Below are 15114 nucleotides of genomic sequence, written 5' to 3'. Positions count from 1 at the left end.
ATGGCCGGTAAGCCACCGCATCAAACACGCTTGATGAGTCGACCCAGCACGTTCGCCAAGTCGCCGCCGGGCAGGCGGATGCCGAACTCGTCTTGCAGCACGGTCATCAGTTCGTCGGTGCAGGAAATCTGACGGCGCTCGGCGACCGCATCGAGATGATGGACGCCGTAGTTGCCATCGACGAGACTCTTGCGTCTTCCCTCGTCCGTGCGCGCAACGACCAATTGCGACGCAAGCGGTGACGCCGGATGCGTCGAGATGAACCAATTTCCTATCTCGAAGTCGATCTGTTCCTGACGTTGCAAGTCGAATACATATAGCGCGCGCCAGACGCCGTTTATCCGCGCCTGAAGCACGTAATCGGCCTCGCGACGCAGCAGCCTGAAACGTTCGAGCGATGTCGTTTGCTCGGCATCCGTATCGAGCCGCAGCGGAGTCGTCGGCACCATGCGGCCGAAGCCCACATCCGAGATGTAGTCGTCGCCCGGTCCAAACGTCACGAGAATCGACATATGCGTTCGCGGCGCCCACGCGGTTTCCGGGCCGCCCATGACGACGCGTCCCGTCAGGCCGCGCGCGTCGAATCCCAACTGCCTGAGCAATGCGAGAAAAAGCAGGTTGAGCTCGTAGCAGTAACCGCCTCGCCCGCCGAGCACGATCTTTTGTTCGAGCGATGCCACGTCGATGGACGTAGGCTCCTGCAAGAGCGTCGACAGGTTTTCGAACGGAAAGCGGCGGGTGTGGCGTTCCTGCAAGGTCCGCAACGTGGCGAGCGTCGGTTCGGGGCTGGCGCGACAGCCGAGCTGCGACAGGTAACCGTCGATGTGTTCAAGCCGCGCAGCCGTTTTAACGCGTGCCATGTTAACGCTCGTTGCCCACTTCGCCGATGACCATCGCCGGATTGCCGAACACTTTGGTACGCGCCTTCACGCGTCGCAAGACCACGCTGCCCGCGCCGACATACGCGCGGTCGCCGACGTTGCACTTCGGCAGCAGCGTCGCGCTGCTCGCGATAAACACTTCCTCTCCCACGTTGACGTGACCGTTCAGTTGGCATGCGCCGCAAATCTGCGTGTAGCTGCCGATAGACGTGTCATGCGCCACGCTGCTGTGAGTGCCGATAAACACGTGGCGGCCCACGTCGATATCACACGACATCTGCGTGAACGGACAGATGATTGAGCCCGCGCCGAGTTTCACGTCCCTGCCCACGAGCGCCGTCGGATGCACGAGGATACCGAACTCCGCGCCCTTGTCTTCGAGCAGGGTGACGTAGGCGCGCTTCTGCGACGGATCGCCTATTGCGCAGAGAAAAATGTCGTCGTCGAGCGGCAGATAAGCTTCAGGCGAGCCGATGATGCGCGCGCCGCACGCAAAGCCGTCGAGCATGTCGGTGCGGCTGTCGAGAAACCCCTTGACCTTCCATGGCGTTCCCGCAGCGATGGCCTGTTGCGACCAGACGAGCACTTCCCGCCCCAACGCGCCCGCGCCCACGATAATGAGATTTTTGATGCCGGTCACGGCTGCGAGCGTGTGTGTCATGCGGAAATGTTCACCGAGCGGCCGCCATCGACCACGAGTTGCTGGCCCGTGATCCAGCGTGCATTGTCGGACAACAGGAATTCGGCCATGCCGGCTATGTCGCTTTCACGCCCGAGACCTAGCGGATACGACTCCGCCATGCGCTCGCGCACTTGCTCGTTGCCGAATATCGAATCCGTCATGGGCGTATGAACCGCGCCGGGCAGGATGGAGTTGACGCGAACCGATGGCGCCAGTTCGACGGCGAGCGCGCGCATATAGGCATCGAGCGCGCCCTTGCTCGCGCAATAAACCCCGAGTCCCTTGGCGCCGAACTGACTCGCGGTACTCGACACGAACACGATGTTGCGGAGCGCCTTGTCGTTCACCTTGCGTCGCACGAGCAGGCGAGAAATTTCCATGGCAGACATGAAGTTCACGTTCATGACTTCCACCGCGCTCGCGCGCTCGAGCAAACGAAGCGGGCCGATGATCCACGCGCCGGCGCAGTGGACGTAGTTCTCGATACGCATGCCGCGCGACGAAACGAAATCGACGAAGCCGGACTCGATCTCGTCCAGTTCGCGAAGATCCTGCACCCACAATGCGTGAGCGTCGGGGTTAGCGCAAAGCTGTCGCGTCTCCTCCAGCCGCGCCCGGTCCCTGCCGTGCAACACGAGCGACCGCGTGGAGGAAAGCTGAATGGCCGTTGCCCGGCCTATGCCCGATGAGGCGCCCGTGATCAGGCTATGAAATTCGTGGCTCATGACTGTCTCGCTCAGGACGCGGTGTAGCCGCCGTCGCAGACCAGCACCGAACCGGTGATCCAGCGACCGGAGTCGGCAACGAGAAAGGCGGCCGCATTGGCGATGTCTTCGGGCGTGCCCAGACCCAGCGGATGCGCGGATTCGATCTGCTTGCGCTGCTCTTCACTCCAGTGCCGGGAGTTTTCGTCGAACATCGCGGTCTTGACGAATCCGGGAGCAATGCAATTGACGCGGATACTTCTCGGCGCAAACTCCAGAGCCGCCGATTTTGCAAGGCCGGTGAGCGCGGCTTTCGACATGGCATAAGCCGACGCACCGGCGGAGCCGACGATGCTCATGACCGACGAGATGAACACCACCGAGCCGCCATTTGCGCGGCATACGCTGCGGTGCTGAAAGCCGCGCAGCAACGCGAGCGCAGCTTCGGCATTCACGCTGAACACTTCACGATAGCGCGCGGGCGTCAGCAAGCGGGTAGGCGCAATGGAACTGATTCCCGCCGCGTGCACGAGCCCGGAGAACGGTCCCCCGGCTTGCGCCAACTCGGCGAAGAGGCCGGGCAGGCGTTCGGTATCGAGAAGATCGAAGGTCACCGTCTTCGCGTTGAGGCCGGCGCTTGCTTGCTGAAGCCGCGCATCGTCACGATCCAGCATGACGACGGCCGCGCCCAGCGCGCTGAACAACTGGCTGGTCGCGAGACCGATGCCCGACGCCGCACCCGTGACGAGGATTCGTTGACCTTCGAGGTTCAGAGGATTCGACATGAATGCTCAGGCGTGCTGTTTTTCGAGCGCGGCGAACAAGTCCGCGGCGCAAGCGAATTCGCTGATGCCCTTGGCGCTGATCGAGACGCCAAGCTCCTTGTCGAGCCACGCAATCAATGCGAGCGCGGTCAGGGAATCCCAGTTGTCGTAATGGTCGAGCGGCAGGTCTGGGTCGACCGAATCGACTTCGAGCAACTCGGCGAGGTTGGTGTAAAAAGCATCTTTCATTTGGAAACTCCTGTCAGGAATATTGCACCATTTCACATACGTCCAGCGGTCCGAGACGCATGAGCATCGATCCCCATGTGAGACCGACGCCGAATCCGGCGAGACATACCAGCGCCTCGTGCTGCGTCAGGACTTCGCGCAGGTTTTCGACGGTTGCCATTGGAATCGTCACGCCGCTGCTGTTGCCGTACTTTTCCACCACGTTCATGGGCAGCTTGCCGTACGGAATGCCTATCTTGTCCGCGAGCTTTTGCAGCATGAAGCGGTTGGGCTGGTGGAACAGAAACCAGTCGATCTCGTCGATGGTCGTTTCCGCCTGATTCATCAGCGCCGTGATCATCGGCGGGACCTCCGTCTGGACGAACGTGAAGACCTCCGAGCCTTCCATCTTCAAATGATCCAGCGCACGAAAATTGTGATCGCCTTCGTCCCGCAACTCGGCCGTTGCCGGCGAACACGGCATGCGCATTCCGCCGGCGGGAATCATCAGGGCCGCGTGTCGCGTGCCGTCCATCTTCAGATTGGCATGGACCACGCGATCCGGCGCCGCCGATTCGACAATGGCGATGGACGCCGCGTCGCCAACCAGCGGATAGCTGTTGCGGTCCCTGGGCGAAGTCCTGCGGCTCATCACGTCGGCGTTGACGAGTGCGACGCGCCGGATATTCGGTTGTTCGAGCAGCATGAACGCCTGAATGAGACCGACGACGAAGCCCGCGCATCCCTGGTTGATGTCCATGCAGAACATGTCCTGCTTCAGGCCGAGTCGTCCCTGCACGATGCTGCTTGTCGGCGGCATCAGGTAGTCGGGCGTTTGCGTGACGAGCACGAGGGCATCGATTTCGTCACGAGCGATCACCTTTCTCGCGAACAACTGCTCCAGCCCGAAGACGGCGAGGTCCGACACGCAGGTATCGGCATCGACGAGACGGTGCTTGTCGTAGCCCATGACCTGCATGAGTTTGCGCGAGCGCGCCTCTGGAAAGTCGAAGCGCTTCATGTCCTCGACGAACGATTGCTCGCGAGCGGGCACGACGGTCAGCAGACTGCTGATGCGCTTGCCCTTGAAGAACAGGTTCACTGCGTTACTCCATATCTCGCGATGAGCAGGGAAATGGCCTGCACGTTGCGAAAGTGGTCGGGCACGATGTCGAGACCATCGATCGAAATGTCGAATTCGTCGTCGATGGTCGAGACCAGTGTCAGCATGTCGAACGAATCGAGCAAACCGTCTTCGAGAAAATCCTCGGACCGCGAGAAGTCGCTTTCCGGGCGCACGCTCTTGAGCAAGTCCATCAACTTTGCTGCCAACATAAATTCCACTCCGTGTTCGAATACCGGCGCCAATGCGACTTCTGTCGCGGCAAATCCAGCCTGTTTCACGCCTCGACGGCCGGGCGCGGCGCCGCTTGCTTTTGCGAGAGCGCGAGCCTGTCTATCTTGCCGTTGGGGTTTCGCGGCATGCTGTCGATACGCACGAAGGCGGTCGGCAGCATGTACTTCGGCAAGCGCGCGCCGAGCGCCGTGCGGATGGCGGCGGCGGAAACGTTCTCGTCCGATTCGAAATACAGCGCGATCTGTTTCTTCGCCGAGTCGTACACCACACATGCCTGCGCAATGCCTTCGATCTGCAACGCGGCGTGCTCGATTTCGCCAAGCTCGATGCGATAACCCAAATGCTTGATCTGATAGTCGCGGCGGCCGACGAACATGATCTCGCCGCGCTCGTTTCGATAAACCGTATCGCCCGTGCGATAAAGGCGGTCGGGATAATGCGGCTGCAGCGGATTCATCGTGAAGGCATCCGCCGTTTTCCGCGGATTGTTCCAGTACCCGAGCGCGAGCGAACTGCCACGCACGCACAACTCACCGTGCTCGCCGATGCGCGCGGCGCGCCCCTCGTCGGTCAGGATCAGCACATCCGAATTGCGGCAGGGAAAGCCGATCGGCAGCTTCTCGTCGTCGCCGAAGTCGCGCTCGACGATGAAGTACGTGCAATCCACCGTCGCCTCGATCGGCCCGTACAGATTCACGAACATGGCTTGCGGCAAGTGCTTGCGCCAGATGTTCAGCGGCCGCGTGGGGAATACTTCGCCTGCGAAAAGAATCTTCTTCAGCGCGACGGGCGGCAAGCGTTCGAGCAGCGCCTGATTCGCGATGTTCACCATGATCGTGGGCACCCAGAAAATGAAACTGATGTTCTGATCGATCAGGTGCTGGAGAAGCGAAGCCGGGAAAGCCGCGATCTGTTCCGGGATCAGCGAGATGGTCGCGCCCTTCGCGAGACACAGGAAGAGTTCGAGCGAGTAAATATCGAAGTACAACGGAGACAGGCTGCCGATTGTCTCGCTGCCATCGAGCGCCAGACGTTCGAATGCCCAGTCCATGAAGTCGATGGTCGCGCGATGATTGAGTGCAACGCCTTTTGGCACGCCCGTGGAACCCGACGTGTGGATGATGCAAAGCGGGTCCGTGTCGATGATATTGTCGAGGCACCAATCCAGTTCGACGTTCGACGAAGCGTGGTCCGTATGCCCCACGTCGTCGATAAGGAGAATGTGCTTGTCATCGATTCCGACTGCGTTCAAGGAAGACGCCAGCGCGGCGTTCGTCACGATGAGCGGTGCGTCCAGATTATCGAGAATTGCCTTGAGGCGGATGGCGGGCAGCTTGATGTCGAGATTGGCGTAGCAGTTTCCCGTGTAGACGATGCCCAAGTCGGCGAAGATGGTTTCGGCGCACTTCGGCAGAAACACGGCAATCGGATTGCGGGTCGCATCGGTACGCGCGCGAATGGCGGCGGCGAATGCCTTCGCATGAACTTCGAGCTCGCGAAAGGTATAGCGCTTGTCGGCATCGACGATGGCGGTCTTTTCCGGCATGCGTGCCAGCGCACCTCCTTCGAAATATTCGAGCACGTTGATCATCATGGTGCGGCCTGCGTCCTGAAAAAAGCATCGATAAAAGCGGTCGGGCTGACGCGCGTCGTCGTCATGCGGAAAACATCTAGCGCCGTGCGCCTTGCAGCCCGACTCTCAGGGAAAATTCTGCCATGTCGCTGCACGACCTCATCGCGCGAACAGACGGTGATTTGACGGTCATTTCAGGTCGTGAGAGCGGCCGTTTGCAGCGCTCAAGATCGTCTCGACGACGAAGGCGACATGCTCGTCGCTCAAGGCCGGGTAGATCGGCAGACACAGTACCTTGCTGGCCGCATTGGCCGCGACCGGCAGATTCGCGCGGCTCGCCGAGGGAAGTCCGCGGTACATCGGGAAATCGGAGATAAGCGGATAAAAATAGCGCCGCGCATAGATCTGCCGACTGCGCAGATGTTCGTAGAGCGCATCGCGGGTGAGCGAGAAATCGGCTTCGACGAGTATCGGAAAGTACGAGCAGTTGGCAACGGTCTGCGAGCCTCTTGGCAGGCAACGGATACCCGGCACATCGCGCAGCATTTCGCGGTACAGCGCGTCTATCTCTCGCCGGCGCGCGAGCGCATCTTCTATGTGTTCGAGTTGAACCAGGCCGAACGCCGCGTTGATCTCGCTCATCTTCGCGTTGATGCCGCTCGCCACCACCGTCGTTTCGTCGACGAAACCGAAGTTCTTGAGCTGGTCTATGCGCAGCTTGGTCTTTGCGTCCGGACAGACGATTGCGCCGCCTTCAAAAGTGTTGAACACCTTTGTCGCGTGGAAGCTGAGAACGGACAGATCGCCGTGCGCCAGGATGCTGCCCGCTTCGGTCTGCACGCCGAAGCCATGGGCGGCGTCGTAGATGACCTTCAGGTTGTAGTTGTCCGCGATCCGCTGGATTGCATCGACATCGCACGGATTGCCGTAGCAATGAACCGGCAGGATCGCCGTGGTCTGAGGCGTTATGGCCGCCTCGATCTTCGCGGGGTCGAGATTCAGCGTGACAGGATCGACATCGACGAATACGGGTTTGACGCCGTTCCACAACAGCGAATGCGCGGTCGCCACGAACGAGTACGGCGTCGTGATGACTTCGCCCGTGATGCGCAGCGCCTGGAGCGCCGTGACGAGCCCGAGCGTGCCATTGCTGAACAGCGAAAGATGCCGGACGCCTAAGTGTTCGCCGAGCGCCTGTTCGAAGCGCTGGTGGAACGGCCCGCCGTTGGTCAGGACCTTGCTTTCCCAGATTTGCTCGAGGTAGGGCAAAAATTCCGCAAGCGGCGGCAGATGCGGCTGCGTGACGAACATTCGCTCCAGCGGCAGCGCGGAAACTGATTCGGGAGGCAGGCTGGCTGTCATGTCTTTCGTGTTCCGAGGGTGATGTTGTCGCCGCGCGGCTGGCGGCGTCCCACGCGCCAGCCGAAAACACCTATGCCGGCCTGTCAGGGCGATTCCGATGAATTATCTGGTCAAGGCCGCGCAGGCAATGCGGCGAGATAACGTGCCAAAACCGGTCTGTTCGCGTGATCGACGGAACTCGTCTGCCTGCAGACTTCACGCTCGGGAAGATCGACCGCGAAGTGCCGGCGCTCCTCCTCATCCATTCGTCGAACCGGCCGAAAGCCAGCAACCAGACCGCAGGGTAGTGCCACATGAACATCGCCAGCACCAGAGCTTCACGCAAGGGGCATCCGTACTACATCTATGCGCCGGCTTACCGGGAGTCATCGGCCGGGATCGTCGTGATGCACACGCTCTGTCACCTGCTCAATCGCGAGGGATACGACGCCTATATCTCCGCGACCGATGTCGTCAACCCACGGTTCGACACGCCGCTTGCCACATTCGAGGTGCAGGCCCGACACAGGTTGGAGGGCCGCATGCCGATCGTCGTTTATCCGGAGATCGTGTCGGGCAACCCGATGAATGCCGATGTATGCGTCCGCTATATCCTCAACCACATCGGGTTCCTGTCGGGAAAGCCGCTCAACGAGGGCAAGGACGATCTGGTCTTCTATTTTTCGGAGAACTTCCTCGGTAGCGCGAACAAGAAGGACGTCGATTTTCTGTTCCTGCCCGTCATCGATACGGAGCTGTTCAAGCCCGATCCCACGGTCAAGAAGGACCGGACGTTCGTCTTCCATTACCGGCATCCGCTCGACAAGATCGACTTTTCGCTTTTCCCGCCCGGCACCGAACTACTGTCGATGGCGAACCCCGTGACGCTTCCCGAACTCGCGAAGAAGCTGCAAGGCGGCCGGGTGCTTTACTCCTACGAGCAGTCGTCTGTCTGTAACGAGGCCATGGCGTGCGGCTGCCCTGTCATCTACCTGCCCGAGGGCGGATTGAAGGCCGTGCCGGATCAGTTCGCCTTCGGCGTCAACGGGGCGGCCATGGCGAACGAGAAGAATGGCTACGCGCGCGCCCTGGCGACCGTGGACACGATATATCCGACCCTGGTGGCGCTCGGCAATGTGTTCCGGGCGGACCTGCCCGTGTTTCTGGAGAAGACTCAGGATGCGGCGCGAAAAGCGCTTCGGCGCCCGGCCGAACTGCGGGTTGCCTCGTCGAACGTGCCGAAGACCCCGAAACGGCGGATCGCGGCACTGACGACCGAGCCGGTCGCGCACCGCTGGTCGACATCGCGCGTCAAGAAGCCGTTCGAACTCCTGGCCGACCATTGGGAACTGATCTGGCCGATCCAGAACACCGAGGAGAAGATTGCGTCGGCCGACATCGTTTTGATGCAGCGGCGCTTTCCGATGGCCGCCACGCCCGAGCAACTCGAAGCGATCTTCGGGCTCGGCAAGCCGGTAATCTACGAGACCAACGAGCCGTATCACGACCTTCCCGAGACCCATCCGCTGCACTTCTTGAGCCGGCGCGCGGGCGAAAAGGTCGAGTACGTCATGCGCCGTGCGAACGCGCTGATCGTCACGACGCCGGCGCTAGCGGAGGCGATGCGTCCGTGGAATGGCAACATTCACGTGTTGCCGACGGGCGTGGACTTCGACCGCTTCTACAGTCCGGTCAGAATGAACGAGGACAAGGTACGCATCGGCATCATGGGTTCGGCGACGAAGCCGTGCAATTTCGCAGTCATCGAACCGGCGCTCATGGCGCTTCGCGCGCGCTTCGCTGGCGACGTGCAATTCGTGTTCGTCGGCGCGCCGCCTCCGCCGGACTGGATGGGACAGCCGGATGTCACCCTGGTTGGCGTAGCCGAAACCTACGAGGAGCACGCGAAGGTCTTCCGGCAACTCGAACTCGATATCGGCCTCATGCCGCGTGCCGCGTCGGAAGTCGACAATGGCGAAGCGCGGACGGAATGGCTCGAATACGCGGCGGCAGGCGTGGCGACGCTCGGCAGCGAGCATCCCGCATACAGCGACCTGGTGCGCGATGCCTGTTCGGGCGTGCGTGTGGATTCGGTATCGGCCGATGCCTGGGTCACTGCGATCGCGAATTTGATCACCAACCCGGCGCAGCGCCGTAGCCTTGCACGTACGGCGCAATCCATCGTCTACAAGAGCGGTTCAGTGCAGTCGCAACTGGCGCAATATCACGAAGCGTATTTGCGGGGCCTGGGGCTCAAGCTCGGTGGAGCGTCGGCAAGTGGACCGGAGCGGATTCCAGCCGTGTTGATTCTCGACCCGGAAGGCGATGCGCGGAAGGTGCAGGACAGCTTGCGACATCATGCGCGAGGTCCGCTCAGGAATCATATGACCGTGGTGCTGACGACGCAGGAGGGCGAGGTGCCGGAGTGGAGCGACAACCTGCGTTATCTGCAAGCCACGGTGGGCGAATTCTCGAGCGCGATGGAGCAGATTTGCGGGCATGATGAATTCGACTGGAAGGTCGTCACGGAAGCGGGCGTCGAGTTGATCTGAACGGCATTGCCGAGAACTACGTGGTGCGCCCGGCTGGGATCGAACCAGCAACCCCTGCCTTCGGAGGGCAGTACTCTATCCATTGAGCTACGGGCGCGTTGACGAGGATCTTGGCTGCGGGGGACGCTGGAGAAGCGTCTGCAAGACCCATGCGAATCCGAGAGAATACCTGTTTTCGATGAATCCGTCCATCGCGCGGCCTGCGCGAGCGCCTTTCGTGGAAGCTCGGAACCCGCGCCGGTTCGGGTAAACGCGCGTGAAACCAAAGCAGGCGGCCCACGCCCTGCGTTAAACGTTCCGTCTATAATCGACCGTGCCCTCATACAGAAGGAGGGCACTCGCGGTAGCCACACGCTGTCACTGAACCGACTCACCTAGAAAAAACGGGAGACGAGACAAGCATGAGCGAAGCACCCCACGGAGCCCCAATAAAAACACCCGGCCAACTCATCGCGGCGGTGATCGCAGGGTTTGGTATACCGGTCGCCATCATCATCCTGCTCGCGGTCTATGTGAATAACTCGACTCGCACCGGCGCCGGCACCGACCTCGAAGCTTCGGTCAAGGAACGTATCGCACCGGCCGCTCAAGTCGATATCCGCGATGCCAACGCGCCACGCGTCTACAAGACCGGCGAACAAGTCTTCAAGGCCGTGTGCTCGGCTTGTCACGCGGCGGGAACCGCAGGCGCGCCCAAGTTCGGCGATGCCAGCGCCTGGGCCCCGCGCATCAGCGAAGGCTACGACACGCTTCTGCATAACGCGCTCAACGGCAAGGGCGCCATGCCCGCGCGCGGCGGCACGAGCCCCGACGACTATAGTGACTTCGAAATCGCTCGCGCAGTCGTCTACATGGCCAACGACGGCGGCGCCAAGTTCCCCGAACCGCCTCAACCCGCTTCTGGCGCAACGGCAGGCGCCGCGGCTCCCGCAGCCGGAGCATCCGGCGCGGCGGCTGGCGCGAGTTCGACGGAGAACGCTCAGGCTGCGGCGGCAGTCGCCGCGCTGGCATCGGTGCCGCAGGCGGCTGCTCCGGCAGCGGGCGCGCAAAGCGCCGATGCATCGCAAGCCGGCAAGGCGCTCTATGAGCAGGTTTGTCAGGCGTGCCACGCGGCCGGCGTGCTCAACGCACCGAAGTTCGGCGACAAGGAAGCATGGGCGCCGCGCTTGAAAGATCCGATGGACACCGTCTACAACTACGCGCTGCACGGCAAGGGCGCAATGCCGGCGAAAGGCGGGTCGAATGCATCCGATGCGGACGTGAAAGCCGCCGTCGATTACATGGTGAATGCTTCGAAGTGAATGGCGGCGGTAAAAGCCCTGCGTGCGTGTGAGCGTCGCGGGGCTTTGCTTTTACAACGCGATATTCGCCGAACGAGGAGTTAGCCGGCTTGTCGTTCGACCGTAGCCACCGGGACCGCGTCTGCAGCTTTATAGAGCAGAAAAATCTCGTGCATACGCTCGACGCGCTTCAAGACTGCCGAACGCGCCAGCGCTCATCACCCCTTCTGCAACATCGCCTTCAGCATCGCCATCCGATCCTTCGGCGACAACGGCGCTTCTTCGGCCGTCGGCGGCGGTGCATCGTCGAGCAGCATCTCGGGGATGAAGCGCGATGGCTCGCACACCACCGTTTCCCGCGCGCGCTTGCGCTTCTTGCACCAGTTCAGATGCAGGCTGCGCTGCGCCCGCGTGATCGCCACATACATGAGCCGCCGTTCTTCTTCGATACGCGCGGAATCCACTGGCGCGTCATCGTCCGAACTGCCGCGATGCGGCATGATGCCTTCCTCCACGCCCACCAGAAACACGTGCGGATATTCGAGCCCCTTCGACGCATGCACCGTCGATAGCCGCACCGCGTCCGGATCTTCATCGCGGCCTTCGAGCATGGACATCAGCGCGACGGTTTGAATCAGGCCGAGCAGATTCTTGCCGTCATCCGAAAGACCGTCGGCCGTATCGAACCCGGTCTGTTCCGCTTCCGCCGATGGCTCCGGCTTCGTGCCCTTGCGCTTGAGCCACTCGCAGAATTCGAGCACGTTCTGCCACTTTGATTGCGCCTGCCGTTCGTCGTAGGCATCGTAGAGATACGCTTCGTAGTGGATCGCTTCCATCATGTCGTCGAGCACGGTGCTCGCCGGATCGCGCGCGGCGCGGTCCGACAGCCTGCGAATCCACTCGCAAAACGTGCGCAGCGGTTCCACTTGCCGCGCCGACAAGCGCGCCTCGATACCGCCCATGAACACGGCCTCGAAGAGCGACACCTTCGCCGCGCCGGCGAACGCGCCGAGCGCTTCGAGCGTCGTGTTGCCGACACCGCGACGCGGCGTCGTGATCGCGCGGATGAACGCGGGATCGTCGTCGGGATTCGCGATCAGCCGCAAATACGCGATGATGTCCTTGATCTCGGCGCGGTCGAAAAACGACTGCCCGCCCGACAGCACGTACGGAATGCGCTCACGCCGCAAAACCTGTTCGAAGATGCGCGCCTGAAAGTTGCCGCGATACAGAATGGCGTAGTCGCGAAACGCCGCGCGCCGTTCGAACTTGTGCGCCGACAGCCGGAACACGACGGACTCCGCTTCATGCTCTTCGTCATTGCAACCGGTCACGGTGATGCTGTCGCCCATGCCGTGCTCGGACCAGAGCTTCTTCTCGAACAGTTTGGGATTGTTGGCGATCACATTGTTCGCCGCTGTCAGAATCCGCACCGTCGAGCGATAGTTTTGCTCCAGCTTCACCACATGCAGTTTCGGGAAGTCCTTGCTCAACTGCCCGAGGTTTTCCAGCGTGGCGCCACGCCAGCCGTAAATGGCCTGATCGTCGTCGCCCACGGCGGTGAAGGCGGCGCGCGGACCAGCCAGCAGCTTCAACAACTCGTACTGACAGGCGTTGGTGTCCTGATACTCGTCGATCAAGAGATATCGCAGACGGTTCTGCCACTTGTCGCGAACCTGCTCGTTTTCGGCGAACAGTTGCGCGGGACGCAGGATGAGATCGTCGAAATCCAGCGCCTGATATGCATGCAAGGTCGCCGCGTAGCTCCGATAAACAATCGCCGCCTGATGCTCGTCTTCGTTATTCGCGAGCACGGACGCCTGATCGGGCGAGACCATCGCGTTCTTCCACAGCGAGATGATCGACTGCACCTTGCGGATCAAGCCCTTGTCAGTCGTGCCGAGCTGCTCCTGAACCATGCCGAAGCAATCGTCCGAATCCATGATGGAGAACTGCGGTTTGAGGCCGACATGTTCCGCTTCCTGACGCATGATCTGCACGCCGAGCGAGTGAAACGTGCAGATGGTCAACTGATTCACGGGCACCTTGCGGCCTTCCTTGCCGGGCGTCGTGAGCGTTTTGCCTTCGAGCAGCTTCGCGGTGCGCTCGCGCATTTCGAGCGCGGCCTTGTTGGTGAAGGTGAGGGCGGCAATGTGCCTAGGCTCGAAGCCGCGTCCTTCGATCAAATGCGCGATCTTCTGCGTGATCACGCGCGTCTTGCCGCTGCCCGCACCGGCGAGCACGAGACAGGGACCGTCGAGATAGCGCACGGCTTCGCTTTGCGCGGCGTTCAGACCTGCGGACATCGTTTTGGACTTTGAGTTGAGGCTCGCGGCGGCGCCGGTGCCTGATGGACTGCGCGCATCGCAGCGACGCGCGTGCGACCGCAAAAAATCCGCGAGAGCGCGATGTTAACACGATAGAACGCGACGGGTTTTGGCCCTCGTTCGTTCGGACGATGGGTGGCGCTCGCGATTGCGTCATGTCGCCAAGCGGAACCATAGTCCGTCAATTGGCGGATGATCGTGACGCCGCCGTGAACGACGCATCGAGCGCGCCGCGTCCAACTGACATGCCACAATATCCAGCCGGATTACCGATTCAAAGGACGCCAAGCATGAGTTCAAAACTGAAAGTCGGCGTGATGGGCTATGGTCTGGCGGGCGCGACGTTTCACGCGCCGGTCATCGAACACTGCGGCCGCGCGGAGGTAACGGCCATCGCGACGAGCCAGGCCGAGCGCGCCGAGGCCGATTATCCCGATGCACGGATCGTCGCCGATTTCGATGCGCTCCTCGCCATCGACGCGCTCGATTGCATCGTCATCGCCACGCCTAACGACACGCACTTCGACCTCGCGCATCGCGCGTTGTCGGCGGCCAAGCATGTGGTCGTCGACAAACCCGTGACGCTTTCCTCGCGCGATGCCCGCACGCTCGCCGATCTCGCCGCATCGCGCGGGCTTCTGTTCGCGCCGTTCCACAATCGCCGTTGGGATGGCGATTTCATGACCGTGCGCGCGTTGATCGAAAGCGGGCGGCTTGGACGCATCACGCATTACGAATCGCATTTCGACCGCTTTCGTCCGAAAGTGCCGCAGCGCTGGCGTGAGGAAGCATCGCGCGGCGGCGGCTTGCTGTTCGATCTCGGGCCGCATCTGATCGATCAGGCGCTCACGTTGTTCGGCGCGCCCGCGACGGTGACGGCGTTCGTGAAGGCGCATCGCGACCACGCGCATGCGCCGGATTACGTGCATCTCGTGCTCGGCTATGCGGATAAGGAAGTCGTTCTGCATGCAAGCGCGCTCGCGGCGCTCGATCCGCCGCGTTTCACGATTCACGGCACGCGCGGCAGTTATGTGAAGAGCGGGCTCGATGTGCAGGAAGATCAACTGCGCTCCGGCATGCGGCCGGGGCATTCGGAATTCGGCAAGAACCCGCCGGGCTTGCTGCGCGAAGTCGATGGCGATCACGATCTGCGTCAGGCTTTCGCCACCCGCGACGGAGCGTATGTGGAGTTTTATCGGGCGCTAGCGGGGGCCGTGTTGGACGGCAAACCGTTCCCCGTTAAGCCGCAGGATGCGGTGGATGTGATGGCGATCATCGAGCTGGCTATTCAGAGTGAAAAGGAAGGGCGGCGGGTGGAGTTTGTTCGACATTGACGAAGCGGCCTTTGCGCTCACTCGAACGATTGCGGCAATAATTCCGTGCCTTCCAGCAGGGGCATTTAATTCACATTAAAGAGACAAACGC

At 61.5% G+C, this 15114-nt stretch carries 13 protein-coding genes and 1 tRNA gene; 3 read left to right on the top strand and 11 right to left on the bottom strand.

Annotated elements, in window-relative coordinates:
• Positions 1-20: 20 nt before the first annotated feature.
• The 9 genes from NCR98_RS13350 to NCR98_RS13310 all read right to left on the bottom strand — a co-directional run bounded on the left by NCR98_RS13350 (position 21) and on the right by NCR98_RS13310 (position 7551).
• Complete coding sequence (locus NCR98_RS13350) at positions 21-860, bottom strand: arylamine N-acetyltransferase family protein (RefSeq protein WP_250526397.1); 840 nt, start codon at positions 858-860, stop codon at positions 21-23.
• Position 861: 1 nt separating this feature from the next.
• Entirely contained in the window at positions 862-1542 is a 681-nt protein-coding gene (locus tag NCR98_RS13345; protein WP_250526396.1) for an acetyltransferase, read from the bottom strand.
• Entirely contained in the window at positions 1539-2288 is a 750-nt protein-coding gene (locus NCR98_RS13340; protein WP_244826585.1) for an SDR family NAD(P)-dependent oxidoreductase, read from the bottom strand. The genes NCR98_RS13345 and NCR98_RS13340 overlap by 4 nt, the downstream gene beginning before the upstream one ends.
• Before the next feature lie 11 nt (positions 2289-2299).
• Positions 2300-3052: an SDR family NAD(P)-dependent oxidoreductase gene (locus NCR98_RS13335; RefSeq protein ID WP_244826584.1), complete on the bottom strand. Its 753-nt coding sequence runs from the start codon at positions 3050-3052 to the stop codon at positions 2300-2302.
• A gap of 6 nt (positions 3053-3058) precedes the next feature.
• Complete coding sequence (locus NCR98_RS13330) at positions 3059-3280, bottom strand: acyl carrier protein (protein WP_250466152.1); 222 nt, start codon at positions 3278-3280, stop codon at positions 3059-3061.
• Between the two features lie 13 nt (positions 3281-3293).
• On the bottom strand, positions 3294-4361 hold the full coding sequence (locus tag NCR98_RS13325; RefSeq protein ID WP_250526395.1) for a 3-oxoacyl-ACP synthase III family protein: 1068 nt from the start codon (positions 4359-4361) through the stop codon (positions 3294-3296).
• Positions 4358-4594: an acyl carrier protein gene (locus tag NCR98_RS13320; protein WP_250526394.1), complete on the bottom strand. Its 237-nt coding sequence runs from the start codon at positions 4592-4594 to the stop codon at positions 4358-4360. Before NCR98_RS13320 ends, NCR98_RS13325 begins: the two co-directional genes overlap by 4 nt.
• A 65-nt stretch (positions 4595-4659) precedes the next feature.
• Positions 4660-6210, bottom strand: a complete 1551-nt coding sequence (locus NCR98_RS13315) for an amino acid adenylation domain-containing protein (protein WP_250526393.1) — start codon at positions 6208-6210, stop codon at positions 4660-4662.
• Between the two features lie 168 nt (positions 6211-6378).
• Positions 6379-7551 carry a DegT/DnrJ/EryC1/StrS family aminotransferase gene (locus NCR98_RS13310; RefSeq protein ID WP_244826579.1) on the bottom strand — a complete coding sequence of 391 codons (1173 nt, stop codon included), beginning with the start codon at positions 7549-7551 and terminating at the stop codon, positions 6379-6381.
• A gap of 293 nt (positions 7552-7844) precedes the next feature.
• Between NCR98_RS13310 and NCR98_RS13305 the strand changes: the two genes are divergently transcribed.
• Positions 7845-10082, top strand: a complete 2238-nt coding sequence (locus tag NCR98_RS13305) for a glycosyltransferase (protein ID WP_250526392.1) — start codon at positions 7845-7847, stop codon at positions 10080-10082.
• 21 nt (positions 10083-10103) lie between these two features.
• On the opposite strand, the gene NCR98_RS13300 is transcribed toward NCR98_RS13305, so the two are convergent.
• A tRNA-Arg gene (locus NCR98_RS13300) sits at positions 10104-10179 on the bottom strand.
• A 304-nt stretch (positions 10180-10483) separates the two neighbouring features.
• Here NCR98_RS13300 and NCR98_RS13295 point away from each other — a divergent pair.
• Positions 10484-11383 (top strand): c-type cytochrome, encoded by a 900-nt coding sequence (locus NCR98_RS13295; protein ID WP_250526391.1) that lies wholly within the window; start codon positions 10484-10486, stop codon positions 11381-11383.
• A 197-nt stretch (positions 11384-11580) separates the two neighbouring features.
• Here NCR98_RS13295 and NCR98_RS13290 read toward each other — a convergent pair whose 3' ends face one another.
• Positions 11581-13668, bottom strand: a complete 2088-nt coding sequence (locus tag NCR98_RS13290) for a UvrD-helicase domain-containing protein (RefSeq protein ID WP_244826576.1) — start codon at positions 13666-13668, stop codon at positions 11581-11583.
• 311 nt (positions 13669-13979) lie between these two features.
• On the opposite strand from NCR98_RS13290, the gene NCR98_RS13285 reads away from it, so the two are divergent.
• The gene (locus tag NCR98_RS13285; RefSeq protein WP_250509653.1) at positions 13980-15023 is read left to right on the top strand and encodes an oxidoreductase; all 1044 of its coding nucleotides are present in this window, start codon (positions 13980-13982) and stop codon (positions 15021-15023) included.
• Positions 15024-15114 lie beyond the last annotated feature (91 nt).

This window comes from Caballeronia sp. GAWG2-1, assembly GCF_023631405.1.
In the GTDB taxonomy this organism is placed as follows: domain Bacteria; phylum Pseudomonadota; class Gammaproteobacteria; order Burkholderiales; family Burkholderiaceae; genus Caballeronia.
The sequence above is the reverse complement of the archived record's forward strand: the minus strand, read 5'-3'. Positions and strand labels throughout refer to the sequence as shown.